Here is a 25,430-nt window from a genome sequence, read left to right as displayed (position 1 = left end):
CTTAGTGCTCCTCAGATTCTAAAAAATCTTGCGCGAAACGTTGCAGTACACCACCCGCTGAATAAATTGACACTTCTTCAGCGGTATCTAAACGGCACGTCATTGGTACTTCAACGATTTCACCATTGGCACGGGTAATCACTAGTGTCAATGTTGCGCCTGGTGTTGGCTCACCTTTCACACTAAAACTTTCACTACCATCAATACCTAGCGTAGTTCGCGTCGTGCCTGCTTTAAACTCAAGCGGTAATACGCCCATACCAATTAGGTTTGTGCGGTGAATACGCTCAAAGCCTTCTGCTGCAATCACTTGAACACCAGCTAAACGTACACCTTTTGCAGCCCAGTCACGTGATGAGCCTTGACCATAATCGGCACCTGCCACAATAATAAGCGGCTGCTTGCGCTGCATGTAGGTTTCAATAGCTTCCCACATACGTGTCACTTTGCCTTCTGGTTCAATGCGAGCATATGAACCTTGCTTCACTTCACCATTTTCTTTAACCATTTCATTCAATAACTTAGGGTTAGCGAATGTAGCACGCTGTGCTGTTAAATGGTCACCTCGGTGAGTAGCATACGAGTTAAAATCTTCTTCCGGTAGACCCATTTTAGCCAGGTATTCACCAGCAGCACTTGACGCTAAAATCGCATTCGAAGGTGATAAGTGGTCAGTAGTGATGTTGTCGCCCAACACAGCTAGTGCACGCATATCACTCAGAGAGCGTTCACCCGCTAATGCGCCTTCCCAATAAGGAGGACGGCGAATATAAGTACTTTGTGGGCGCCATTGGTAAAGCGGGTCGTTGTCTTCACCGTAATCTACACTTAAATCAAACATTGGCTCGTAAACCTTTTTAAACTGCTCAGGTTTAACACTTTGTTTGATCACCGCATCAATTTCTTCATCTGATGGCCATAAATCCATTAGGCGAATTTCGTTGCCTTGTTGATCATGCCCTAATACATCTTTTTCGATATCAAAACGAATAGTACCGGCAATTGCATAAGCAACAACCAGTGGCGGTGAAGCTAAGAATGCTTGTTTAGCATAAGGATGAATACGACCATCGAAGTTACGGTTACCCGACAGTACAGCTGTTGCGTATAGGTCACGGTCAATCACTTCTTGCTGAATTTTTGGATCAAGCGCACCACTCATGCCATTACAGGTTGTACACGCAAAGGCGACAATACCAAAGCCAAGTTGCTCAAGCTCAGGTAATAAATTGGCTTCTTCTAAATAAGATTTAACCGCTTTAGAACCCGGTGCCAGTGATGTTTTAACCCATGGCTTACGAGTTAAACCTTTAGCGTTAGCATTACGCGCAAGTAAACCTGCGGCAATAACATTGCGTGGGTTACTGGTATTAGTACAACTTGTGATTGCAGCAATGATACAGGCACCATCTGGCATTAAGCCTTCTTCATTCTCAACAACGCCAGTGATACCCGCTTTATCAAGATCGCTAGTTGCAACACGGCGATGTGGATTCGAAGGGCCCGCAATATTGCGACCAACTGATGATAGATCAAAGGTTAACACACGCTCATATTCAGCCGTTTTAAGGCTATCACTCCAAAGGCCAGTCTCTTTTGCGTATGTTTCGACTAGTTTAACTTGCTCTTCTTCACGGCCAGTTAAACGTAGGTAATCAAGTGTGTTGTCATCGATGTAGAACATCGCTGCTGTTGCGCCAAACTCTGGCGTCATATTAGAAATAGTTGCTCTATCTCCTAGGGTAAGTGCATCAGCACCTTCGCCATAAAATTCAAGGTAGGTCGACACAACTCTTTCATTACGTAAAAATTCGGTGATCGCTAATACAATGTCGGTTGCAGTAATACCCGGTTGTGGCTTGCCTTTTAGTTCAACACCCACAATGTCAGGTAAACGCATGTAAGATGCACGGCCAAGCATCACACTTTCAGCTTCAAGACCACCTACACCGACTGCAATAACACCTAACGCATCGACCATAGGTGTGTGGCTATCTGTACCAACTAAGGTATCTGGGAATGCCACGCCATCACGTTTTTGGATCACCGGTGACATTTTCTCTAAATTGATTTGATGCATAATGCCGTTACCTGGCGGGATCACATCAATATTTTTAAATGCTGTTTTTGTCCAATTGATAAAGTGGAAACGGTCATCATTACGACGGTCTTCTATAGCACGGTTTTTTTCAAATGCGTCAGGTTCAAAACCTGCGTGTTCAACCGCTAATGAGTGGTCAACAATTAACTGTGTAGGTACCACAGGGTTTACTTTTGCAGGATCGCCGCCTTTTGCAGCAATAGCATCACGCAGACCTGCTAAATCAACTAACGCTGTTTGACCTAAGATATCGTGACAAACAACACGAGCAGGAAACCATGGAAAATCTAAATCACGCTTGCGGTCAATCAATTGCGACAATGCATCATTTAGCATTTCAGGTTCACAGCGACGAACTAAGTTTTCGGCAAGTACTCGTGATGTGTAAGGAAGTGTGGCATAGCTGCCCGGTTTAATTGCATCAACAGCAGCGCGGGTATCAAAGTAATCGACTCCGGTGCCTGCTAATGGTTTTCTAAAATTTGTATTCATGATGATTCTACTTGTACTTGGTGACGGTGAACAAAGGTGGGCTGATTGTTTTTGTATTTATTTCGCCCCTTCATAAAGGGGCAGCTAAGCTACCCCTATCACTGATTTAATTACGATTAACGCTCAGAAATTGGCGTATAGCTGCGCGCTTCTGGGCCCGTATAATCTGCACTTGGGCGAATAATGCGGTTGTTAGCACGTTGCTCTTTCACGTGTGCTGTCCAACCCGTAACACGGCTCATCACGAAAATTGGCGTGAATAACTTAGTTGGAATCCCCATGAAGTGATACGCAGATGCATGGAAGAAATCAGCATTACAGAATAATTTCTTTTCACGCCACATAACTTCTTCACAGCGAACAGACACAGGATATAGAACATCGTCACCCACTTCTGCAGCCAGTTTTTCTGACCATTTTTTGATGATCACGTTACGTGGATCTGATTCGCGGTAGATAGCGTGACCAAAGCCCATGATCTTGTCTTTACGCTCAAGCATACCCATTAGTGCATCTTCAGCTTGATCTGGGCTTGTGAAGCCTTCAATCATATCCATAGCCGCTTCGTTCGCACCTCCATGTAGTGGACCACGTAAACTACCAATAGCACCTGTTACACAAGAGTGAATATCAGACAATGTTGATGCACACACACGCGCAGTGAATGTTGATGCATTAAACTCATGCTCTGCATAAAGAATTAAAGACACATTCATTACTTGCTCAAACAGTGCTGATGGTGCTTCGTCATGTAATAAACGTAAGAAGTGTGCACCTACCGAATCATCATCTGTTTCAGTTTCAATACGAACGCCGTCATGGCTAAAACGATACCAGTAACAAATAATGCTTGGGAATACGGCAACTAGGCGATCAATCGCATCATTCGCTTGTGAGAAATCTTGCTCCATTTCTAGGTTACCTAGCATAGAACAACCCGTACGCATTACATCCATTGGGTGCGCGTCTTTAGGAATGTTCTCAAGCACTGTTTTTAGTGCATCTGGTAAACCACGTAGTGATTTTAACTTTGCTTTATATTCAGTCAGCTCAGACTCTGTTGGTAATTCACCGCGCGACAGTAAAAAAGACACTTCTTCAAACTGTGCTTTATCTGCTAATTCACTAATATCATAACCACAATAAGTTAAACCTGAACCTGATTTACCTACTGTACACAGTGCTGTTTCACCTGCTACTTGACCACGTAAACCTGCGCCGCCTAATGCTTTATCTACCATGAGTGTTCTCCTTATATGTTGTCGTTATGATTTTTTAGCTGAGAAAAGGTTATCGAGTGTGTTTTCATATGAGTGATAATCTAAGAACTCATATAATTCCGCACGTGTTTGCATATTGTCTACTTGGCTTTGTTGTGAGCCCTCGCTAAGAATAGACGAATACACATTAAGTGCTGCTTTGTTCATCGCTCTAAATGCACTAAGTGGATAAAGTACAATTTCAACACCCACTTCGCTCAATTGCTCTTTTGTATAAAGTGGCGTTTGACCAAATTCAGTGATGTTCGCAAGAATTGGCACATTTAACGCTTTAGCAAACGCTTGGTAATCTGCTAAATCATGCACAGCTTCTGCAAAGATGGCGTCTGCACCTGCTTCAACACACGCTGCTGCGCGGTCAATAGCTGCATTTAAGCCTTCTTTTTGGAATGCATCAGTACGCGCCATAATGTAAAAATCACTGTCTGTTTTAGCATCAACCGCAGCTTTAATACGATCAACCATTTCATCTTTAGACACGATCTCTTTATTAGGACGGTGACCACAACGTTTTTGTGCTACTTGGTCTTCAATATGGAAGCCCGCTGCGCCTGCTTTGGTCATTTCTTTAACGGTACGAGCAATATTAAAAGCACCGCCCCAACCTGTGTCAGCATCAACAAGAAGCGGTAAGTCGGTAGCGCTGGTGATTCGACGAATATCTTCAAGTACGTTATCAAGGCTAGTCATACCTAAATCTGGCATGCCGTATGATGCGTTAGCAACACCCGCACCTGAGAGGTAAAGTGCTTGGTGACCGGTTTTCTCTGCCATCATTGCGCAGTACGCATTTACGGTGCCAACCACTTGTAATGGCTTGTTGTTGGCGATTGCCTGTTTGAACTTTAATCCTGCTGACATTGGATAACTCCTATCTTTGAACGGTTTCAGCTCTTTGGCTGACTCTATTTTTTAAATCTAAATTGTGACTGTTTAACTACAGCGCTACTGATTTTTTGCTGCGAGTAAGTCAAACTTCGTCTGAATATTTGCCTGAGACGCACTAATATGGCGCTTCATAAGCATTTCGGCTAATTCACCGTCATGGTTTTCAATGGCATTAATAATAGCCAAGTGTTCATCAAACGCTTTTGATACACGTGGCCCAACCATCCCCATTTGTACACGGTACATACGAATTAACTGGTACAACTCATTACATAAAAGATGAATTAAGTGTGCGTTTTTCGACCCTTTAATAATGCGATAATGAAAATCAAGGTCGCCCGCTTCTTGGTAGTATGATTCACCTTCTTTTACACGCTGTGTTTGTAAGTGCTGATTCAATAACTGTTTTAAACCCTGCACTTCTTCAGGTTCCATGTTGTCGGCAGCTAACCGACAAGCCAGCCCTTCTAAGGCACTACGAACCTGATAGACTTCGATTAAACGCTCGGCGGTTAGTGCAACAACACGACAACCGACATTTGCTTTACGCTCTACCAAATAACAGCTCTCTAAACGATTTAGCGCCTCACGTAAGGTGGCACGGCTTACACCATAGCGTTTAGCAAGTTCTGGCTCAGAAATTTTGCTACCCTGCTCAATGGTGCCCTGTACAATTTCACGGCGCATGTCGACAAACACTTGGTCTGATGCAGTTGTTATCGTGATATCGTTGTAGTTATCGTTGGCTTTTTGCTCTGTCATAAATAGGTCTATCAAAGTACTAAATTAAGATTGTCGACAATTTGTAAGTTCACTATGCGCCCTATCATTGCAAGTGTCAACCTTGAGATCGGAAAAACAGGCTAAAAAACCAACAAAATGTCGACATAAATTGATATTTATCAAAAATAATGGCTATAAAGAACATTTATATTAGCAATATGTCGACACTTCAATATCGCTCTTAAAAAGCTAAAAATATCCCCCGATAGCGCTATAAATGGTATGATCCAGCTATTATTACGTGATGTGAGAGCCATTTAGTGGACGCTAATACATATATTCCTGACTCATTTATTGATGATGTAAAAAGCTACCTTCCTGAACATTTATCATTAGACGACTTTATTGCAGCCTGTCGCCGCCCACTGAGACGATCTGTTCGCGTAAATACTTTAAAAATGTCAGTCGATGAATTTGAGCGTCAATGCGCCAAAAAAGGATGGGAATTAACAGCAATTCCATGGTGTGAAGAAGGATTCTGGCTAACACGTCCTAGCGACGAAGAAGCGGCCCTTGCAATCGGTAATACCGATTTACACTTAAGTGGTGCTATGTATGTGCAAGAAGCCAGCTCAATGTTACCACCGGTAGCACTGAGAGCCGAAGTTAAGCAAAGCGACGCGGTACTTGATATGGCATCGGCACCAGGTTCAAAAACATCACAAATCGCCGCCATGATGGATAATAGTGGCGTGTTAGTGGCCAATGAGTTGTCATCGTCACGCTTAAAAGTATTGGCTGCAACCCTCAAACGTATGGGTGTGGGTAATTGTGCATTATCACATTTTGACGGTGTGATATTCGGGGATTACATGTATGAGTGCTTCGACAGCATTTTGCTAGATGCCCCGTGTTCAGGTGAAGGCACGGTTCGTAAGGATGCAGACGCCTTAAAAAATTGGTCAATCGAATCTAATATTGATATTGCTGCTGTGCAAAAAGCCCTTATCAAAAGTGCCTTTTATGCCTTAAAACCAGGCGGCACATTAGTCTATTCGACCTGTACTTTAACACCCCTTGAAAACCAACAAGTGTGTGAGTATCTATTAGCGGAGTTTCCTGATTGCATCGAGGTACAATCGCTTGATACCCTGTTTGATGGCGCAGACAAAGCGACAACCAGCGAAGGTTATTTACATGTTTGGCCGCAAACTTACGACAGTGAAGGTTTCTTCATCGCTAAATTTAAAAAAATAGCGTCAAGCGATAACCCTAATCAAAAAGTTAAAAAAGGCGCATTTCCGTTTGCTGAATTTGATAAAAAACAAAGCCAAGCGTTTATGCAAACAATTAAAAAACAGTTCGGTCTAAAATCACTTAAAGGCACGTTAATGCAGCGTGATAAAGAGCTCTGGTTGTTTCCTGATGGCTTTGATGAACTGCAAGATAAAATTAAATACTCACGTTTAGGTATTCAACTTGGTGTGATCCACAAAGGTGGTGTTCGCTTAACTCACGAGTTTGCCACTGTCTTTGGCCAAGATTGCGATAAAAATACCTTTGAGATGTCTGCTTGCCAAGCAAACGATTACTTTAACGGTAAAGATATTAGGCTCGAAAAACCAACGCAAGATAATGGTGAAGTAGTTTTAATGTTATGTGGTTGTCCGGTAGGACTTGGTAAGTGGCAAAAGAATAAAATTAAGAACTCATTACCGCGTGATTTGGTCCAAAATGCCCAGTTGATAACTTGGGTATAAGTTGCGCATAAAGACTGTATAAATAAGGCGCTAATTTAGGTAAAAAGCTGTAACAGACTGATTTTAAACTAGTATAAAATTTGTACATTTACCGTGCAATTTCCTGCTGATTAACTACACTTAAAAGTACTTTCTACTTCTCCCTACTGAATTTAGAAGGTGTTTTTATAGTTAGCGCAGGCTCACACGAGCCACCCCCTAAGCCCAGAACAATGCGGATTCGTTCTGGGCGTTTTTTTATTCAAAGCAATCGATTAATTATCGTTTAAATCGAATTCAGTTATTTGATTATCAGCGTGAATAAGTTCATATTTAGCGAGTAAACCGTCATTGAGCTCAATTAAGCTGATAGCCGCATTACTGACTAAATACTTTTGTCCTTCGCCTATGGTTTGGTGTTTATCTACTTCCATTTGCCAACGTTTAGTGAAAAAGTTAAGTGGGCTTTTCGGGGCATATAAAATTGAGTCGAGCTTATCGAGTACATTGATAAGTTTTCGTGGGAACTCATTTTTAATACCACTGGCAGTTAACTGCCAAATACGGTTTTTATGCTTACCAAAGCGTTTTTGCACTGAAAAACAAAATGAATAATGAACATCACCAGAGAGGATCAAGGTTTCTTTTGGTGTATCTTCACGGCGAAAAGTATCTAACAGCTTTTTAGCAGAACCTTCATGGGCCATCCAGTTTTCAACATCAACCAACAAAGGTTGCCCGCAAAAATTAAAAATAGCTTGGATTGCTTCAATCGATTTAACACCAAACACTGGTGCTGGAGATACAATAATCACTTTATCGTGAGACAATAAACTTTCTTCTAATTCAGTGAGCCTTTCCCAATCAAGTAAACCAGATGGTTCATTGAAGTTTTGTTCATTACGCCAGCGATGGGTTCGGGTATCGAGCACCACAACTTTGGGGATGGTATTAAGCTCGTAATGCCAATAGTTAAAATTGAGTATTAGCTTATCAAAGTCTTGAAACTGCCAGCACTGTTGCTGCAGGCTTTGTTTAAAGCTGGGTAATAATGACAACGAGTTATCACCTGCATCATTACCAATCCCCTGCATTAACCAATAACTAATCAGGCCATTATTTACAATACGACGGCTAGCTGGGTGCTGATAAATAGCTTGCTCCCAGCCTGCGGTTAAGTTCCAATCATCGGTGACATCATGATCGTCAAACATCATTAATGTCGACACATTAGCAAATAATCTTTCAACGCTTTGAAGACCCTTTGCAAAGCCAAGCAGTGCGTCTTTTTCAAGTTTAAATAGATTAGCGTATTTAGGGGCTAATGCTGGGCATTCAATTGATTCAAAATCAATTAGCTGCCAAGTAACAGCGCTGAAGTTTAATAAATAAAGCGCTATAAATTCTTGAAAATGAATTAAGTGGTTTTCAGCTTTTAAACTTGAGAAGTGTGGCTCATCTTTTTTAAGCCAATAACCAACACCAAATTTACTGCGTTTTTGCCAAGGTACTTTGGGTAAGTGTAAATGGCGCTGATAAAGTTGCTGCTCAAACTCTTCTGGTAAATCTAAATCAAGCGCTGGCTCTTGAAACACACCAAATAGGCTAATCACTTTTTCAATCGCGAGCAGCATAGGCCCTGCGACATCATCCGCATATATTTGGTCGCCAGATAACAATAATAAGTCAGCACCTGCATTAAGAGATTGGCGCTGACCATTTTGCCAATTATCTGCAGCCACAAAGCTATCTTTTGCAGGGTGATGAGGGTTACGACACGAGCCATGAAGAATTCTATCGAGTCGATTTGGGATCACAAATGCCGGAGATTCGGCACGTTCATAGCAATAAGACGACAAATCAAGGCTTTTATCTTCATCATGTAATGAATAATAGATCAGTGAATCAACTGCAAACTGACCACTGACTGGCATGACATTAATGAAATTTAAGTAAAGCTGTTGCCCTAATTGGATTGACTCTAAGTTAGAGAAAGTCTCAACACCGTTAAACTCAATTCGGTATTGGCAAGGCCTAGTTGTAACAAATTGAAAGCACACTCGCCCTGCATCTGCTCGGCGTACCATTGGCCCCATTACTAACTGAGGTAAATTCGATACGCCGTGCACTATTACGCCCTTTTAGCTTGATTAAACAACGAATAAAAGTTGTTAGTTGTTGCTTCAGCTAACTCGTTAAAAGTAAGCCCTTTTAACTCAGCGATGTAGTAAGCGACATCTTCAACATAGGCTGGTTGATTTGTTTTACCACGATATGGAACAGGCGCTAAATACGGTGAATCTGTTTCGATCAATAAGCGATCTAGCGGAATTTGCTTTACAACGTCTTTTAATTCTACGGCATTTTTAAACGTAACAATGCCCGAAATAGAAATATAAAAGCCCATATCAATGGCTTTTTTGGCCATTTCCCAGTTTTCTGTAAAACAATGCAATACACCACCACAATTCTCGGCATTGTGAGCGCGCATTAAGTTAATAGTGTCTTCTCTGGCATCTCGTGTATGAATAATAAGCGGCTTATTTAGCTCATTGGCAACGTCGATATGACCAACAAAACTCTCTTGCTGAACAATGTGGGTGTCTTTTGAGTAATAGTAATCAAGACCCGTTTCACCAATTGCAACCACTTTGTCGTGGCTTGCAAGTGAAATTAGCTGTTGCTTATCGAGTGCGTCTTTTTGATCAAGTGGATGCACACCGCATGATGCAGAAACATCTGGATAGTGTTTAATTTTATCCAACATGCTTGGGAATTGCTCTAAAGTTACGCTTACACATAAAAAGTGTTCTACTTTCTTTGCACGAGCATTATCGAGTACTTGGTCTAAGTCTAAGTCGAGTTTATCAAAATCTAAACGATCTAAATGACAATGAGAATCTACAATCATGGTACTACTTTTATTACATGGTATAGGTCGGATTGCCGGAGTTTAACATAGTACCGAGTAGTTTTTCGATTTTCGCATTCAAATTGGTTTTATCATCGATAAAATTAACACCGATACCTGGTGGGTTTGAGCTTTGTGCACCTTGCGGTGTGATCCAAGCAACTTTACCTGTTACTACATCATCCTCTAGTGCATCTGGTAATGTGACCTTTAAAGCCAATGAATGACCCATTTCAAAGCGCATATTAGTGCGAACAAACAAACCACCATTTTTTAGATAAGGCATGTAACAGCGATATAATTCTTCTAAGTCTTCAATATCTACTAATAATTCTTGCACGATACTTCCTAATTTTGGCTTTCACGTAAAGTAAACGCTAATTTTGAAATGGCTAGTTCCAAGTTTAAACCAAGCACATGTGAACTATTATAAAGAAACTCTGAAATTGCAGATTGTGCTTTCTGATAATTGAAAAAGTCCATTCCTAACACTAATTGCGTTTTAAGATGCTCTGTTAAGAACAAAGCAAATACATTAACCAAGCTATGATCTTTATTAAGGATGTCGACTAACGCACTGAAATTATGGCTGTCTTTTATCTCAGTTGCAAATTTATAAAGAGAATTGACAGCTTCAAGTTGGTTGTCATTTTGCCACTGTTGAACAAGCAGTGGCTGCCTAGCGAACAACTCTAACCATGAATAATTAGCAATATTTAATGATGCTAACCATTTTTTCGTATATTCAGAGTTAACTTTTATTTCGTGTACGGCACAGCGACTTAAAATTGTTGCAGGTAATAATGCTGTTTGTTCGCACGTTAACAATAAATAACGGCGCAAACTTGGCTCTTCAAGGGTTTTTAATAAAGCATTAGCCGCTGCAGTGGTCATTTTATGACACTGTTCAAGTACCACTACTTTGTTACCATTTTGTGCCGCTGAATGGTTGATAAAATCACTGATCTCACGAATTTCATCAACGCCTATTGTTTGGCCTTCCACCTTTACAACGCGTTTATCAGGGTGAGTACCTGCTTGATTAAGTTGACAGCTTTTACAATTGCCACAGGCTTTTAAATTTACAGGTGACGCGCAAAGTAAGCCATCGGCGAGCGAATCGACTAAACATTGTTTGCCAACACCTTTATCACCATTAAATAGCTGGGCATGATGAAAGCGTTGCTGTGCAAAACTTTGCGCTAGTTGCTGATAAAGCCCTTCAAGCCATGGCAAAGGCATATTAATTTAAACCTGCAAAAAAGTTATCAAGCACGGTTGTGATTGCCGCATGTACTTCTGGCATTGTTTGGTTTGCATCCACTGTTTTGATACTGCTATCAGTTTTAGCTATTTCAAGGTAGCGTGCGCGAGTGCGCTCAAAAAAGCCTAATGCTTCTTGTTCGATACGATCAAGTTCACCACGGCCTTTTGCACGAGCAAGCCCCACAGCTGGGTCAATATCTAAATAAATGGTTAAATCAGGTTTTAAACCATTTAGCACCATATCAGCTAAAAAAGAGAGTTTAGTTTGTTCAATACCACGACCACCACCTTGATATGCTTGTGATGAAAGATCATGACGATCACCTAAAACCCAAGTGCCCTTTTCAAGTGCCGGATTAATAACATTAGCAACCAATTGCGAGCGTGCTGCATACATGATTAACAGCTCTGTTTCACCGGTCACTGTTTCTTGGTGAGCCTGTTTGACGATATTACGCAGCTCTTCAGCCATAGCTGTACCGCCAGGCTCACGTACATTAATAAAATCGACTTGCTTGTTCTCTAAATAAGCTTGGCATACGGCAATAGCCGTTGATTTTCCGGCCCCTTCTAGGCCTTCAATCACTATAAATTTCGCTGTCATATGACTCAATTCTGGTTGTTAATTTAATTGGTACTGCTTTACCGCTCGATTATGTTCTTGCAATGTTTTCGAAAATTGATGGCTGCCATCCCCTTTCGCAACAAAATACACAAATTCAGACTCAGGTGGATTAACCGCGGCCAAAATCGCTGCTTTCGAAGGCATAGCAATGGGTGTCGGCGGCAAGCCTTTTATCTTATACGTGTTATACGGTTTATAGGTTGTTAAATCTTTTCGTTTTATATCGCCATCAAAATCAGCACCAATGCCATAAATAACCGTTGGATCGGTTTGTAAGCGCATATTGGTTTTTAAACGATTGGTAAATACCGCAGAAATTAATGGTCGCTCAGAAGCAAGACCCGTTTCTTTTTCGATAATAGAAGCCAGTATTAACGCTTCATAAGGTGAACTTAATACTAAATCTGCAGCTCTAGTTTGCCATGCAGCGTCTAATTCCTGCTGCATTTTGTTGTATGCGCGTTTTAATAAGCCGCTGGCACTATCTTCGCTGTGGTAGTGATAGGTATCAGGGAACAACCAGCCTTCTAAATTCTCTTCCGTGTTACTTATCTGCGTCGCTAAATTTTCTGTATCTAAGTCTTGGCTTAAATGCGCTTGCTTTTGAATATTAGCAACAACGTCTCGAAGTGGCTGACCTTCAATAATTGTAAAGCTAAAGCTTACTTGTGCACCTTGATTGATACGACGAATATTATCAATAACTGCGCTTGTATCCAGTTCATATAGACCCGCTTTTAGATCAGTAAGCGTAGGATCTAATTTAGCAAGTACTTGAAATTTAAAGCAGCTATCAACCCACTGCTTTGTTTGCCATGCTTGGCAAAGCTGATTAAAGCCGGTGCCACGTTCTACTTTAAATAAAGTACTATTTTCAACTTTTAACGGCATTTTTAATGCTGATTGAAGCTGTTGATAGCCAATACCACAACATAGCAATGCTAATAACAGCACGCTAATAATGACTTTTATCACACACTCTCCTTGGCAAACTGCGCCGTTAATAGCGCTTTACTGCATTCAATATCAAACTGTGTATCAGCAATTCGTGCAACGGGCACCACGCCCATTAAACTATTGCACATAAATACGGCATCCATAGCTAAAAGCTCATCGAATTGGATTGCTTTAAATTCAATGGCTAACTTATCACATAAAGCGCTGAGATAAACCCCAGTGATACCGCAGCGGTCTAACTTAGGTGATATAACTTGACCGTCTTTAATAGCAAAAATATTTGCAGCAGAGCACTCAATCGCATTGTTATCATAATCAAGTACAACAACGTCATCACATTCAAGGCTGCTCATTTGCTTTTTGATAAGCACTTGCTCTAAACGGTTCAATGTTTTTAAGCCTGCAAGTAAAGGTTGATGTGCAAGTTTTACGTCGCTGACTGCTAAGCTTACGCCCTGCTGCTGCCAACTTTTATAGTGTGAAACTGCAGGCATTACACTGATCAGCACTTGAATACTTGGTGTATCTGGTAAGCCATAACCACGCCCACCTGCACCACGGGTGATAACTATTTTTAAAATACCGGTTTGTGTATCACTGATTGCGTGGTTAACTTCGCGCTCAATTGCAGATAAATCTAATTCGGGGAAAAATAGTCTTTGCGCGCATTCTTCTAAACGCGCTTTGTGTAAATCCCAGTGCTCAACGACAGAATTAACCACAGAGCCTGTGGTAAAGAAGCCGTCACCATAATTTAAGCCACGGTCTTGCGTGCTTATTGTAGTGTCTGGTGTGATTATTTTTATTGTTTGTTTTAATTTACTCATACAAAAAAGCCCAGTTAAACAACTGGGCTCTTCTTTTTAGTCCGTTGTTAAAAAGAATTATACCTTTTTAAACAGCAACGAGCCATTAGTACCACCAAAACCAAATGAATTACATAGTGCGTAATCCAATTTAGCGTCACGTGCAGTGTGCGGTACGTAGTCTAAATCACAGCCTTCATCTGGGTTATCAAGGTTGATTGTAGGGCTTACTTTCTGGTCAACAAGTGACAAGATAGTAATGATCGACTCTACCGAGCCTGCTGCACCTAACAAGTGACCCATCATTGATTTAGATGAACTTACCATCACATCTTTCGCTGCATCGCCAAAAATAGTTTTAACAGCTGATGTTTCGGCTTTATCGCCTGCATTAGTCGATGTACCGTGAGCATTAATGTAACCAACTTGGTCTGCATTAACTTGTGCATCATTTAGGGCATTTTCCATCGCTAGAGCTGCGCCTGCACCGTCTTCAGGTGGAGACGTCATGTGATATGCATCACCACTCATACCAAAACCAACGAGTTCAGCGTAGATTTTCGCGCCACGTGCTTTAGCATGCTCATATTCTTCAAGTACGATAACACCAGCACCATCGGCAAGAACAAAACCGTCACGGTCTTTATCCCAAGGGCGAGATGCTGCTTGTGGATCGTCGTTACGAGTTGATAATGCACGTGCTGCATTAAAACCACCCATACCAATTGGTGTCGATGCTTTTTCAGCACCACCGGCTACCATTGCATCTGCATCGCCGTATGCAATCATACGCGCAGCATGACCAATGTTATGTAGACCTGTAGTACAGGCTGTAACGATTGAAATATTAGGGCCACGTAAACCGTGCATAATCGATAAATGACCAGAAATCATATTGATAATGGTCGAAGGCACGTAAAACGGAGAAAGCTTACGCGGGCCGCTGTTTAATAGTTTGATGTGGTTTTCTTCAATTAAAGTTAAACCACCGATGCCAGAACCCACTGCTACACCAACACGAGTGGCGTTTTCTTCAGTGATCTCTAGACCAGAATCTTGTAGTGCTTGTACACCCGCTGCAATGCCATATTGGATAAACAAATCCATTTTCTTTGCATCTTTCGGTGACATGTAAGCTGATGCATCAAAGTCATTCAGCAAACCTGCGAATTTGGTGCCGAAACTTGAGGTATCGAAATGCGTGATAGTTTGAATACCACTTTTACCGTTTAACAAACCTTGCCAAGTAGATTCAACATCATTACCTAGCGGTGTCAACATTCCTAAGCCAGTTACGACGACTCGACGTTTAGCCACGGGTTGCCTCCAATAAGGGAATTATTTTAGGTGGGGTGTATACCAAATTTATTAGTATCATTCTATAGATAGACTAAGGGCAGCTTAATGCTGCCCTTAAAATCAAAATGCGTAAAATTACTCAGCGTGAGCTGTAACGTAATCGATTGCAGCTTGAACTGTAGTGATCTTTTCAGCTTCTTCGTCTGGGATCTCAGTGTCGAACTCTTCTTCAAGAGCCATTACTAGTTCTACAGTGTCAAGTGAATCAGCACCTAAGTCGTCAACGAAAGAAGCTTCATGTTTTACTTCTTCTTCTTTAACACCTAGTTGCTCAATGATAATTTTCTTTACGCGTTCTTGGATGTCGCTCATTCTTCTTTCCTTTATTAAAAACGCCAATGCGTTATTTTCAGATTGCGGCGTAGTTTACGCCGCATAATTCTGTGATTCAAGGATTTGCTGATAATTACTTATCTGGTCAAACCTCTCGAATAGTATTTGTTCATTTATCGCTTATTTTAATAGCGAATTCAAGTATGTTTAAAGCAAGATCACAAAAAATTCAACAATTTTCGATAATCTTTCGTTATCAAATTTTTGCTAACTTTCATTAAACCATGTACATCGCGCCATTTACGTGCAATGTTTCGCCTGATACATACGCAGCAGCGTCTGATGCTAAATAACATACCGCAGCAGCGATTTCTTCAGGTTGGCCTAAACGCCCTGCAGGTACATTTGCAAGGGTAGCTGCTTTTTGGTCTTCAGTCAGCTCGTCTGTCATATCTGTTTGGATAAAACCAGGTGCAACAACGTTCACTGTAATGCCACGTGATGCCACTTCGCGTGCTAATGACTTAGTAAAACCAATTACACCCGCTTTCGCTGCAGCATAGTTAGCTTGACCCGCATTACCCATAGTGCCCACAACAGAACCGATATTAATGATACGGCCATTTTTCTTTTTCATCATAGGGCGTAAAACAGCCTTAGATAAACGGAAAATTGAGCTTAGGTTAGTATCGATGATGTCATCCCACTCACCGTCTTTCATACGCATTAATAAGTTATCGCGAGTAATACCCGCATTGTTAACTAATACGTCGATATCGCCTAAATCAGCCTTGATCGCAGCAAGTGTCGCCTCAATCGATTCAGGATCTGTAACGTTAAGGGCATAACCTTTACCGTTGTCACCTAGGTATTCACTGATTTTAGCAGCACCTGATTCGCTTGTTGCAGTACCCGCTACTTTTGCACCTTGTGCAACTAGCGTATTTGCAATCGCTTTACCAATACCACGGCTTGCACCAGTGATTAGGACAACCTTGCCCTCAAGAGAAAATAAATTTGTCATTCTATTCCTACTTATTTCGCTTCATCAATAGCAGCTTGCGTATTAACCGCAGCACATACCATTGCTTTATCAATTCGTTTAGCAAGACCCGTTAATACTTTACCTGGGCCAAACTCATAGCTTTGTGTGATACCTTGAGCAACTAATGCTTGTACAGTTTCAGTCCAGCGAACTGGGCTGTAAAGTTGACGTACTAATGCATCTTTAATTGCTTCACTTGATTGCTCAGCTTTTACATCAACGTTGTTGATTACATCACACTTAGGTGTATTAAATGTTAAAGCGGCTAAATCAGCAGCTAATTTTTCAGCAGCTGGTTTCATTAGTTCACAGTGAGAAGGTACGCTTACTGCAAGTGGTAAAGCACGTTTAGCACCTGCTTCTTTACATGCTTCTGATGCACGCTCAACTGCCGCTTTGTGACCGGCAATAACAACCTGACCTGGTGAGTTGTAGTTTACTGGTGAAACAACTTCACCATTTGCTGATGCTTCACACGCTGCTTTGATTTCGTCGTCACCTAAGCCGATGATTGCAGCCATAGAACCAACACCCGCAGGTACTGCTTCTTGCATATATAAACCACGATTTTCAACTAGTTTAACTGCTTCGCTTAAGCTTACAACACCAGCACAAACTAATGCTGAATACTCGCCTAAACTGTGACCAGCCATAACAACATCGGCATCAGGGTTTGCGTCTAACCATTGACGGTAAATAGCAACACTAGCAGTAAGAAGTGCTGGTTGTGTACGATGGGTTTGATTTAATTCTTCTTCTGGACCATTTAGTACAAGTGCAGCTAGATCATAGCCAAGAGCTTCAGATGCTTCAGCGAATGTTGCTTTAGCAATTTGTGAATCAGCTAATAGTTCAGATAACATGCCCACAGTTTGTGAGCCTTGACCTGGAAATACGAGTGCAATTTTATGTGCCATACTTTGCTCTTATAATTAAACAAAAAAATATTCTGTAGCAAGCAGCATAACAAGTTTTAGATATGCTGCACTACTTTGTTGTTGGATGTGTTTGCTCAAAAATCGCAGCGATTTTTTCAGGGAGTTGGCGTTCGACTTCCCGCGCGGCTTCATCAATAGCAGCATGAAACGCCTTTGGTGAGGCATTGCCATGGCTTTTAACAACAATACCGCGCAATCCTACCAGACTTGCGCCGTTATACTGGTCGGGGTTCACCCGCTTGTAGAGTTTTTTTATCACTGGACGCAATAAAAACGCTAAACTTTTGTATAAGAAATGCTTGTGTAAGGCTTTGGTGAGTTTATGCATGATCAGTTTGGCAATACCTTCACAGGTTTTTAATGCCACATTACCTACAAATCCTTCGCACACAATAACATCAGCTTTTCCACTGAAAATATCACTACCTTCACTGTAACCTGTGTAGTTGAGATATTCACACTGCTGCATTAACTGTGCAGCTTGTTTTATTCCTTCATGCCCTTTGATGTCTTCAGAGCCAATATTCAATAAACTAACTCTTGGGTTATCACATCCAAGTGCCTGCCCTGCTACCACAGAACCCATAATGCCAAATTGATAAAGGGTTTGTGCATCACAATGCACATTCGCACCTAAATCAAGCAAATAAACAGGGTTTTTACGTTCGGTTGGAACAGCAGAGATTAATGCAGGACGTTTTACGCCTGGAAGCATCTTTAATACATAGTGCGCCATAAAAAATAACGCGCCTGTATTACCAGAGCTTACACACGCTTGCGCTTCACCCGATTTAACTAAATCGAGGGCAACTCGCATTGATGAATCTTTTTTAGAACGAACCGCTGAAGCAGGTTCACACGCATTTGTGACGACTTCGCTACAATGGCGAATTATTAAACGAGGGTGTGAGACAGAATCGAGTGCTTCGAGTTCTTTTAGAATAACTTGCTGATTACCACATAAGATGAGCCTTAAGTTGGTATTAGCATTTACCGCTTGCACGGCAGCGGGGATAGATGAACGGGGGCCGTAATCGCCCCCCATCATATCTAACGCTATGGTTAGATTGGTCAGCATATAGCAATCTCTTAGTTAGAAATTACTTTAACGCCTTTGTAGTAACCGTCAGCAGTTACGTGGTGACGACGGTGAGTCTCACCAGAAACTTGATCTACAGTTAAAGTTGGACCACTGATCGCATCGTGTGAACGGCGCATGCCGCGTCTTGCACGAGACTTTTTGCTTTTTTGTACAGCCATTAGTCTTCTCCTAAGAATCTTTCTTAAGTTGTTTCAAAATATCAAATGGATTTGGTTTGTCAACTTTTGCTGCTAATTTACCAAAGCTAGTAGGCTCTGATGAATAACTGCATGAAGCTTCGTTGTGTGTAGGCACTATTGGAATAGCTAAAATCAGTTCGTCTTCGATTAACTCAAATACGTTGATTTCACCGTTTTCGTCCAGCTCTACTTCATCGTAACCTTCAGGTAGATGATCTGACTCTGCATCCAAACCAATTGGCGAATACACAAAGTCTTGTTCCAAATCCAACCCTAATTCTCCATTACAGCGTTGACAAGTTACAGTTACATGTGTTGATAAGTTACCACTTATTACCACTAAACCTTGCTCGTCAATTTTGCAATGAATCTTTACCGCTATTTCACCTGCTTCCTCCTGCACAACTTGCTCTAAACGAGAAAGTTTTTCAAGCGGGACAATACCGTCATACGTTAAACGATGTTGAGCTGCTTTGCTGGGATGAAGAGTGATGGGAATTTTCACCTTTTGCATAGGGGCTGCATCATATAGATAGTTAGTAAGTTAGTCAAAGTAAAAAACCAATTTTGGTAGGTTTTTAACGATCTTCTGCTTTGTTTTCGGATTCATTGTGGCTTATCCTTGGCAAAATACAATTTTCATCCAGAATTTATTATGAAACCAACACTTATATTAGCGTCAAGCTCACCATTTAGACAGCAATTATTAACTAAGTTTAACTTACCTTTTCAAAGTTTTTCTCCAGATATTGATGAGTCCCCTATCGCAGCTGAAACGCCAGAGCAATTAGTTGCTCGTTTAAGCGAACAAAAAGCCCGTGTTGCCAAACAACATTATAGTGAAGGTTTGGTAATTGGCTCGGATCAAGTTGCGGTATTCAACGATACAATTTTAGGTAAACCTCATACTAAAGAGAATGCCATTAAGCAGCTTTCATCGTTTGGTGGCCATACAGTGACCTTTTTAACGGGTTTAAGTGTATTTGATATACAAAGCGATAAAGCAATTACCACCGTGGTGCCATTTGATGTGACATTTAAAGCACTCACACTTAAACAGATCAATGCTTATTGCGATGCAGAGCAGCCATACAACTGTGCAGGCAGCTTTAAAAGTGAAGGATTAGGCATCTGTTTATTTGAAAAGCTCAGTGGCGATGATCCTAATACATTGATAGGCCTGCCACTGATCACATTAACTAAAGTGCTGGCTGAGTTTGGTGTTGACGTGTTAACGCTGCAAGGGGCGTAGTTAAAACCTGTAAAAGTTGTTGGTATGAATCAACAACACATAACGGCGCATGTTGTTGCAACTGCGCCGGGCTATGGGCACCAAAACTCACTCCAATACAAGCAATACCTGCGGCATTAGCCATTGCCATATCGAGTTGGCTATCGCCAATCATCACAGCATCAGCTTTTGCTATACCCTGCTCGTGTAAAATTTGCTCAAGCATATCTGGAGATGGCTTCGACTCAGCATCATCTGAACATTTTACATTCAAAAAGTACTTACCAAGGCCTGACTCATTAAGAAGCCTATTAATGCCTTCACGTCCTTTACCGGTAGCCACAGCCAATTGCATATCTGCATCGCTTAATTGCTTTAAAACGGATTCTACATCTTTAAATAAAGGTGTAGGTGTAACATCTAACTCACGGTACTGTGCTTTATAACCTGCAACGAGTTCGTCGCTTAAATGTAAATGCGCCGGAAAAAGCACTTCAGTGGCTTTTGCCAGCGATAAACCAATAACGTCTTTTGCTTGTTGCTCTGTTGGAACAGGAATACCTAAATCTCGCGCAGTATTTCGCAGGCAGGTAACAATTTTTGGCACAGAGTCCATCACAGTGCCATCCCAATCAAAAATAACCAGCTTAAACTTGTTCATTATCGGCACGTAGCTTTTTGATACAGTTTTGAAGTGCATTATCGAGTGGTGCTTCAACATGCATAGTTGTTTCGTTTTTAGGGTGCATAAAACGTAAATCATGGGCGTGTAAAAACAAACGATTTAAACCAGTCAGCTTATTTACGTATTGATCAAACTCTGCAACGCCGTATTTATCATCACACGCAATTGGATGACCTTTACATTGCGTATGTACACGAATTTGGTGAGTACGCCCTGTTACCGGCGACGCTTGCACTAATGAGCACTCAGCATATCGCTCAAGCACACGAAAACGCGTGTGCGATGGTTTACCTTCGGTATTATCAACACGAACTACACGCTCACCAGACTTCAAGGTGTTTTTACGAAGTCCTTCAGTAACGTTTTTCGTTTTAGAGTCCCATTGACCATCAACTAATGCCCAATAGTTTTTCTCCATGGTTTTTTCACGTAACTGTTTATGTAAATCAGTTAACACTGAACGACGTTTAGAAATAAGCAAGCAACCTGATGTGTCACGGTCTAGTCGGTGTACAAGCTCTAAACTACGCTCTTCAGGACGAAGTACGCGAAGTGCTTCGATTAAGCCATAACTTAGGCCACTGCCACCATGCACAGCCATACCCGAAGGCTTGTTGATCACCATTAAATACTTGTCTTCAAACAAAATGGCGTCTTCAAGTTGTTTTACTTTATCGAGTTTCTTTGGCACAAACTCTTCTTTTTCGGCCACTTTAATAGGTGGAATACGAACCACATCATTTAGTTGTAGTTTGTAGACAGGTTTTATGCGTTTTTTATTTACTCGCACTTCGCCTTTACGAAGGATTTTATAAACTGCACTTTTAGGCACACCTTTTAGGTAAGTAATAAGAAAGTTATCAATACGTTGACCTAGATGGTCTTCACCTATGGTAACAAACGAAACTTGTAAGCCGGTTTTTTCTGACATTGCCTAATCACTGATTTAAGTAAATAATTTAGTTGCTAACGCGACTGTAATAGTGGGATAATCACCGTCGCGAACATAAAGTTTGCAAGTAACAACGGTGCTTTTATCACATTAATACATTCGTGAAGCATATTCTGGGTTGCCGATCATACAGATCCGCGCTAAGTTTTCCAAAGCTTTTATAATTACCCAGCCAACACGAGCGTTCAATTATCGGCGATGCGCGTAATATATTGCCTGAATAATTTGAGCACGAATGTTGATTAATGAACATAAAAAGCAATTGAACAAGATAAATTGACTGATAGTGACGACGTAGCAACGTCATTCAGAAGCAGCTGTTGTAGCAAGACATTGAATAAAAATTTGAACATGGTCGACTTCGGGACAAAACTCGTAAATTAAAACCGCAGAATTGGCGGCAGTTTTGACACCTATAAGAATTTAATAACGTGACAACATGTTATTGTCAGCCACACCTAGTGATGCTCAATGTAAGCAAACAACTTCAGGTTTTGACTTTACCCAGTCGTGAGACTGCACAAAAACAACCGTCAGAAACCACTGAACAGACGAGTTTATATCGTCATGTCAGCGACAGAATTAGTAGAGTAACAATATGAAACGTATGCTAATCAATGCGACGCAGCAAGAAGAAATGCGCGTTGCACTGGTTGATGGCCAGCGCCTGTATGATTTAGACATAGAGAGCCCAGGTCACGAACAAAAAAAAGCAAATATTTACAAGGGTAAAATTACCCGTATCGAACCGTCACTAGAAGCTGCCTTTGTTGATTATGGCGCTGAGAGACACGGTTTCCTTCCTCTTAAAGAAATAGCTCGCACCTACTTCCCACAAGGCTATACATTCCAAGGTCGTCCAAATATCCGTGACGTGATCAAAGAAGGCCAAGAAGTAATTGTGCAAGTTGATAAAGAAGAGCGTGGCCAAAAAGGCGCTGCGTTAACGACTTTTATCAGCGTTGCAGGTAGCTATTTAGTACTTATGCCTAACAACCCTCGTGCCGGTGGTATTTCTCGCCGTATCGAAGGTGATGAGCGTACTGAACTTAAAGAAGCACTGAGCCGTTTAGAACTACCTAAAGGTATGGGCTTAATTGTTCGTACTGCAGGTGTTGGTAAATCATTTGAAGAACTAGAGTACGACTTAAAAGCACTATTAGTGCATTGGCAAGCGATTCAGCAAGCTGCTGATAGCGGCCCTGCTCCGTTCTTAATTCACCAAGAAAGTAACGTAATTTTCCGCGCAATCCGTGACTATTTACGTCGTGATATTGGTGAAATTTTAATTGATAAAGCACGTGTATTTGAAGAAGCGAAAGCCCATATTGAGCGTTTCCGTCCTGACTTCATGAGCCGTGTTAAGCTTTATCAGGGCGATGTACCACTATTCACCCACTACCAAATTGAAAGCCAAATTGAGTCTGCTTTCCAACGTGAGGTTCGCTTACCATCAGGTGGTTCAATTGTAATTGACCCAACTGAAGCGCTTACGTCTATCGATATCAACTCATCTAAAGCCACTAAAGGCGGTGATATCGAAGAAACAGCACTTAATACTAACTTAGAAGCGGCAGACGAAATTGCCCGTCAATTACGTTTACGTGACTTAGGTGGTCTTATTGTTATCGACTTCATCGATATGACACCACCACGCCACCAACGCGAAGTAGAGAATCGTTTAAAAGACGCTGCTCGCCCTGACCGTGCCCGTGTACAGATTGGTAAGATCTCACGTTTTGGTCTGCTTGAAATGTCGCGTCAGCGCTTACGCCCTTCATTAGGTGAAGCAAGCCAAGGTCCATGTCCTCGTTGTAATGGCCAAGGTACGATTCGCTCTAACGAATCAATTGCATTGTCTATCCTTCGTTTAATCGAAGAAGAAGCAATCAAAGACAACACATCACAAGTAAATGCACAGGTACCTGTGGCTGTTGCCGCTTACCTATTAAACGAAAAACGTCGTAGCGTGCAACGCATCGAAAAGCGCCATAACGTTGATGTTGTGATCATTCCTAATCAACACATGGAAACGCCACATTACGAAGTAGTTCGCTTACGTAAAGACGAAACAATCGAAACAGTAAGCTACGAGCAAGTTGTTGCTCCTGAGCCAGAAGCATTTGAAATGGCTAAAGCGCCTTCAGCACCAGTTCGTGAAGAGCCGGTTCTTAAAGGTGTTGTTATGCCTACTACACCTGCGCCTCAAGCTGCACCGAAAGCTGAGCAAACAACACCTGCGGCTAAAAAGTCAGAAGGTGGATTATTTGCTGCCATTGGTAAGTTCTTCAAGTCGTTATTCAGCAATGCCGAAGAAGAAGCTGAAAAAGAGCAAGAAGAGAAAAAAGCTGCACAAAGACGTAGCAATAATCGTCGCAACAACGACAACCGTCGCCGTAGCAACAACCAGCGCCGTCGCAACTCTCGTAATAAACGTCCTGACGATGCACAAGCTAAAGAAGAAAACACAAATACTTCAAATAAGCCTGAGCAAAAAGAAGGTAACGAGAATCGCAACAAACGTCGTCGTAATTCTAACAACAGAAAACGTAATGAAAAACGTAATGATGATGTAGAACAAACGAATAAAGACACTGCACCAGAGACGAAGTCTGAGCAGCCAAAGGAAACTAAACCTAAGGTTCGTCGTCAACGTCGCAACTTACGCAAAAAAGTTCGCGTAACAGATGAAAGCGCAGATGAAGCAAAAGCAGTACAAACGACTGAAACAACTGAGCAAGCACCTAAAGCTGAAAAACCAGCTAAGCCTGCAAAAGAAAAAGTAGCAGTTGAAACTGAACAAGCAGAACAGCCAGTTGCTGAAAAGCAAGTACCTGCAGAACCAGTAAAAGCTGACGCTGAGCCTAAACAAACAGAGCAAACTGAATCGGTAGTTGAATCATCAACTGATGAAGAACAAGCTCAACCTCGTACACGCTCTCGTCGTTCACCTCGCCACTTACGTGCTGCTGGTCAACGTCGCCGTCGCCCTGAGCATGATGAAAAATCAAGTGATGAGAAAACTGATGCGCCAGCATTTATTCCAGTTGCCGACCAAGCTGCTGCTGAATATGAAGCTGAGCTAAAAGCAAAACAGGCTCAGGCTGAAACTGAAGAACCTGTAAAAGCTGAAGAACCAGTAAAAACTGAAGAACCTGTTAAAGCTGAAGAACCAGTAAAAGCTGAAGAACCAGTAAAAACTGAAGAACCAGCACAAGCTGAAGAACCAGTAAAAACTGAAGAACCAGTAAAAACTGAAGAACCAGTAAAAGCTGAAGAGCCAGTTAAAACTGAAGAACCAGTAAAAGCTGAAGAGCCAGTTAAAACTGAAGAACCAGTAAAAGCTGAAGAGCCAGTTAAAGCTGAAGAACCAGTAAAAGCTGAAGAACCAGTGAAAACTGAAGAGCCAGTAAAAGCTGAAGAACCTGTTAAAGCTGAAGAACCGGTAAAAACTGAAGAGCCAGTGAAAGCTGAAGAGCCAGTACAAGCTGAAGAGTCAGTTAAAACTGAAGAACCAGTGAAAGCTGAAGAGTCACTTAAAACTGAAGAACCAGTGAAAGCTGAAGAGTCAGTTAAAACTGAAGAACCAGTGAAAGCTGTAGAACCTGCTAAAAATGAAAAAACTGTTTTAGTAAAAGGTTCTGCAAGCGCTGCAATGGCAAAACCTACGCCAGTTGCAGATAGTGAGCCAGAGCCAACACCAGAAGCTATGGCCCATGATAAACGTGTAGCTATTCCAGATAGCGGCCTTCGTGCAGGTTCAATTAAACCTGCTGGCAGAGCCCGTGCTGATATGGCAAAAACCTTAGCGGCTGATTAATTTAGTCACTTAATAAAAAAGCCGCGTTTATAACGCGGCTTTTTTGTATGTATTCTTC

At 41.6% G+C, this 25,430-nt stretch carries 23 protein-coding genes; 3 read left to right on the top strand and 20 right to left on the bottom strand.

Annotation, left to right across the window (positions count from 1 at the left end):
• Window position 1: 1 nt before the first annotated feature.
• The 4 genes from acnD to HUS62_RS00945 form a co-directional block, all read right to left on the bottom strand.
• Window positions 2–2,593, bottom strand: a complete 2,592-nt coding sequence (acnD, locus tag HUS62_RS00960; protein ID WP_175078246.1) for a Fe/S-dependent 2-methylisocitrate dehydratase AcnD — start codon at window positions 2,591–2,593, stop codon at window positions 2–4.
• A gap of 116 nt (window positions 2,594–2,709) precedes the next feature.
• Entirely contained in the window at window positions 2,710–3,834 is a 1,125-nt protein-coding gene (prpC, locus tag HUS62_RS00955) for a 2-methylcitrate synthase (RefSeq protein ID WP_175078245.1), read from the bottom strand.
• Window positions 3,835–3,858: 24 nt separating this feature from the next.
• Window positions 3,859–4,734 (bottom strand): methylisocitrate lyase, encoded by an 876-nt coding sequence (gene prpB / locus HUS62_RS00950; RefSeq protein ID WP_054561375.1) that lies wholly within the window; start codon window positions 4,732–4,734, stop codon window positions 3,859–3,861.
• Between the two features lie 84 nt (window positions 4,735–4,818).
• Window positions 4,819–5,523 (bottom strand): GntR family transcriptional regulator, encoded by a 705-nt coding sequence (locus HUS62_RS00945; RefSeq protein ID WP_054554723.1) that lies wholly within the window; start codon window positions 5,521–5,523, stop codon window positions 4,819–4,821.
• Window positions 5,524–5,804: 281 nt separating this feature from the next.
• On the opposite strand from HUS62_RS00945, the gene rsmF reads away from it, so the two are divergent.
• Window positions 5,805–7,244 carry a 16S rRNA (cytosine(1407)-C(5))-methyltransferase RsmF gene (rsmF, locus tag HUS62_RS00940; protein ID WP_175078244.1) on the top strand — a complete coding sequence of 480 codons (1,440 nt, stop codon included), beginning with the start codon at window positions 5,805–5,807 and terminating at the stop codon, window positions 7,242–7,244.
• A gap of 254 nt (window positions 7,245–7,498) precedes the next feature.
• Here the strand turns inward: rsmF and HUS62_RS00935 are convergent, their stop codons facing one another.
• The 14 genes from HUS62_RS00935 to yceD form a co-directional block, all read right to left on the bottom strand.
• A complete protein-coding gene (locus HUS62_RS00935; protein ID WP_175078397.1) occupies window positions 7,499–9,319 on the bottom strand; it encodes an alkaline phosphatase D family protein in 1,821 nt (606 codons plus the stop codon).
• Between the two features lie 35 nt (window positions 9,320–9,354).
• Window positions 9,355–10,134 (bottom strand): TatD family hydrolase, encoded by a 780-nt coding sequence (locus tag HUS62_RS00930; RefSeq protein WP_175078243.1) that lies wholly within the window; start codon window positions 10,132–10,134, stop codon window positions 9,355–9,357.
• A gap of 13 nt (window positions 10,135–10,147) precedes the next feature.
• Complete coding sequence (locus HUS62_RS00925; protein ID WP_054554720.1) at window positions 10,148–10,474, bottom strand: PilZ domain-containing protein; 327 nt, start codon at window positions 10,472–10,474, stop codon at window positions 10,148–10,150.
• A gap of 8 nt (window positions 10,475–10,482) precedes the next feature.
• Window positions 10,483–11,376, bottom strand: a complete 894-nt coding sequence (locus HUS62_RS00920; protein WP_175078242.1) for a DNA polymerase III subunit — start codon at window positions 11,374–11,376, stop codon at window positions 10,483–10,485.
• A gap of 1 nt (window position 11,377) precedes the next feature.
• Window positions 11,378–12,004, bottom strand: a complete 627-nt coding sequence (gene tmk, locus HUS62_RS00915) for a dTMP kinase (RefSeq protein ID WP_054561369.1) — start codon at window positions 12,002–12,004, stop codon at window positions 11,378–11,380.
• A gap of 18 nt (window positions 12,005–12,022) precedes the next feature.
• Entirely contained in the window at window positions 12,023–13,000 is a 978-nt protein-coding gene (gene mltG, locus HUS62_RS00910) for an endolytic transglycosylase MltG (protein WP_175078241.1), read from the bottom strand.
• Window positions 12,997–13,809 carry an aminodeoxychorismate lyase gene (pabC, locus tag HUS62_RS00905; protein WP_175078240.1) on the bottom strand — a complete coding sequence of 271 codons (813 nt, stop codon included), beginning with the start codon at window positions 13,807–13,809 and terminating at the stop codon, window positions 12,997–12,999. The genes mltG and pabC overlap by 4 nt, the downstream gene beginning before the upstream one ends.
• Window positions 13,810–13,866: 57 nt before the next feature.
• On the bottom strand, window positions 13,867–15,105 hold the full coding sequence (fabF, locus tag HUS62_RS00900; RefSeq protein ID WP_054554715.1) for a beta-ketoacyl-ACP synthase II: 1,239 nt from the start codon (window positions 15,103–15,105) through the stop codon (window positions 13,867–13,869).
• Window positions 15,106–15,222: 117 nt separating this feature from the next.
• Window positions 15,223–15,459 (bottom strand): acyl carrier protein, encoded by a 237-nt coding sequence (gene acpP / locus HUS62_RS00895; RefSeq protein WP_016707440.1) that lies wholly within the window; start codon window positions 15,457–15,459, stop codon window positions 15,223–15,225.
• Between the two features lie 238 nt (window positions 15,460–15,697).
• Window positions 15,698–16,444, bottom strand: a complete 747-nt coding sequence (fabG, locus tag HUS62_RS00890) for a 3-oxoacyl-ACP reductase FabG (protein ID WP_054554714.1) — start codon at window positions 16,442–16,444, stop codon at window positions 15,698–15,700.
• A gap of 11 nt (window positions 16,445–16,455) precedes the next feature.
• Window positions 16,456–17,382, bottom strand: a complete 927-nt coding sequence (gene fabD / locus HUS62_RS00885) for an ACP S-malonyltransferase (RefSeq protein ID WP_167657743.1) — start codon at window positions 17,380–17,382, stop codon at window positions 16,456–16,458.
• Window positions 17,383–17,452: 70 nt separating this feature from the next.
• On the bottom strand, window positions 17,453–18,481 hold the full coding sequence (gene plsX / locus HUS62_RS00880; protein WP_054554712.1) for a phosphate acyltransferase PlsX: 1,029 nt from the start codon (window positions 18,479–18,481) through the stop codon (window positions 17,453–17,455).
• 11 nt (window positions 18,482–18,492) lie between these two features.
• Window positions 18,493–18,663 (bottom strand): 50S ribosomal protein L32, encoded by a 171-nt coding sequence (gene rpmF, locus HUS62_RS00875; protein WP_036967969.1) that lies wholly within the window; start codon window positions 18,661–18,663, stop codon window positions 18,493–18,495.
• A gap of 10 nt (window positions 18,664–18,673) precedes the next feature.
• Complete coding sequence (gene yceD / locus HUS62_RS00870; protein ID WP_175078239.1) at window positions 18,674–19,198, bottom strand: 23S rRNA accumulation protein YceD; 525 nt, start codon at window positions 19,196–19,198, stop codon at window positions 18,674–18,676.
• 141 nt (window positions 19,199–19,339) lie between these two features.
• Here yceD and HUS62_RS00865 point away from each other — a divergent pair, with 141 nt between their 5' ends.
• Window positions 19,340–19,936: a nucleoside triphosphate pyrophosphatase gene (locus HUS62_RS00865; RefSeq protein WP_175078238.1), complete on the top strand. Its 597-nt coding sequence runs from the start codon at window positions 19,340–19,342 to the stop codon at window positions 19,934–19,936.
• Here the strand turns inward: HUS62_RS00865 and HUS62_RS00860 are convergent.
• A complete protein-coding gene (locus HUS62_RS00860; RefSeq protein ID WP_175078237.1) occupies window positions 19,884–20,576 on the bottom strand; it encodes an HAD family hydrolase in 693 nt (230 codons plus the stop codon). The two genes, HUS62_RS00865 and HUS62_RS00860, sit on opposite strands and share 53 nt — an antisense overlap.
• A complete protein-coding gene (rluC, locus tag HUS62_RS00855) occupies window positions 20,563–21,531 on the bottom strand; it encodes a 23S rRNA pseudouridine(955/2504/2580) synthase RluC (RefSeq protein ID WP_175078236.1) in 969 nt (322 codons plus the stop codon). The genes HUS62_RS00860 and rluC overlap by 14 nt, the downstream gene beginning before the upstream one ends.
• Before the next feature lie 619 nt (window positions 21,532–22,150).
• Between rluC and rne the strand changes: the two genes are divergently transcribed.
• Window positions 22,151–25,372 (top strand): ribonuclease E, encoded by a 3,222-nt coding sequence (gene rne, locus HUS62_RS00850; protein WP_175078235.1) that lies wholly within the window; start codon window positions 22,151–22,153, stop codon window positions 25,370–25,372.
• The last annotated feature ends 58 nt before the right edge of the window (window positions 25,373–25,430 follow it).

The organism is Pseudoalteromonas sp. 0303 (assembly GCF_013349995.1).
Taxonomy (GTDB): Bacteria; Pseudomonadota; Gammaproteobacteria; order Enterobacterales; family Alteromonadaceae; genus Pseudoalteromonas.
Note: the sequence above shows the minus strand (reverse complement) of the source record. Positions and strands in the feature narration are given on the sequence as shown.

What these genes read in the sequence shown, in the direction of transcription:
- HUS62_RS00865 (WP_175078238.1), top strand. Translation starts at nt 19,340, where the DNA reads ATGAAACCAACACTTATATTAGCGTCAAGCTCACCATTTAGACAGCAA.
- HUS62_RS00920 (WP_175078242.1), bottom strand. Translation starts at nt 11,376, where the DNA reads ATGCCTTTGCCATGGCTTGAAGGGCTTTATCAGCAACTAGCGCAAAGT.
- rpmF (WP_036967969.1), bottom strand. Translation starts at nt 18,663, where the DNA reads ATGGCTGTACAAAAAAGCAAAAAGTCTCGTGCAAGACGCGGCATGCGC.
- rne (WP_175078235.1), top strand. Translation starts at nt 22,151, where the DNA reads ATGAAACGTATGCTAATCAATGCGACGCAGCAAGAAGAAATGCGCGTT.
- HUS62_RS00935 (WP_175078397.1), bottom strand. Translation starts at nt 9,319, where the DNA reads ATGGGGCCAATGGTACGCCGAGCAGATGCAGGGCGAGTGTGCTTTCAA.
- HUS62_RS00945 (WP_054554723.1), bottom strand. Translation starts at nt 5,523, where the DNA reads ATGACAGAGCAAAAAGCCAACGATAACTACAACGATATCACGATAACA.
- pabC (WP_175078240.1), bottom strand. Translation starts at nt 13,809, where the DNA reads ATGAGTAAATTAAAACAAACAATAAAAATAATCACACCAGACACTACA.
- HUS62_RS00860 (WP_175078237.1), bottom strand. Translation starts at nt 20,576, where the DNA reads ATGAACAAGTTTAAGCTGGTTATTTTTGATTGGGATGGCACTGTGATG.
- prpB (WP_054561375.1), bottom strand. Translation starts at nt 4,734, where the DNA reads ATGTCAGCAGGATTAAAGTTCAAACAGGCAATCGCCAACAACAAGCCA.
- HUS62_RS00930 (WP_175078243.1), bottom strand. Translation starts at nt 10,134, where the DNA reads ATGATTGTAGATTCTCATTGTCATTTAGATCGTTTAGATTTTGATAAA.
- plsX (WP_054554712.1), bottom strand. Translation starts at nt 18,481, where the DNA reads ATGCTGACCAATCTAACCATAGCGTTAGATATGATGGGGGGCGATTAC.
- tmk (WP_054561369.1), bottom strand. Translation starts at nt 12,004, where the DNA reads ATGACAGCGAAATTTATAGTGATTGAAGGCCTAGAAGGGGCCGGAAAA.
- acpP (WP_016707440.1), bottom strand. Translation starts at nt 15,459, where the DNA reads ATGAGCGACATCCAAGAACGCGTAAAGAAAATTATCATTGAGCAACTA.
- rluC (WP_175078236.1), bottom strand. Translation starts at nt 21,531, where the DNA reads ATGTCAGAAAAAACCGGCTTACAAGTTTCGTTTGTTACCATAGGTGAA.
- prpC (WP_175078245.1), bottom strand. Translation starts at nt 3,834, where the DNA reads ATGGTAGATAAAGCATTAGGCGGCGCAGGTTTACGTGGTCAAGTAGCA.
- yceD (WP_175078239.1), bottom strand. Translation starts at nt 19,198, where the DNA reads ATGCAAAAGGTGAAAATTCCCATCACTCTTCATCCCAGCAAAGCAGCT.
- fabD (WP_167657743.1), bottom strand. Translation starts at nt 17,382, where the DNA reads ATGGCACATAAAATTGCACTCGTATTTCCAGGTCAAGGCTCACAAACT.
- fabG (WP_054554714.1), bottom strand. Translation starts at nt 16,444, where the DNA reads ATGACAAATTTATTTTCTCTTGAGGGCAAGGTTGTCCTAATCACTGGT.
- acnD (WP_175078246.1), bottom strand. Translation starts at nt 2,593, where the DNA reads ATGAATACAAATTTTAGAAAACCATTAGCAGGCACCGGAGTCGATTAC.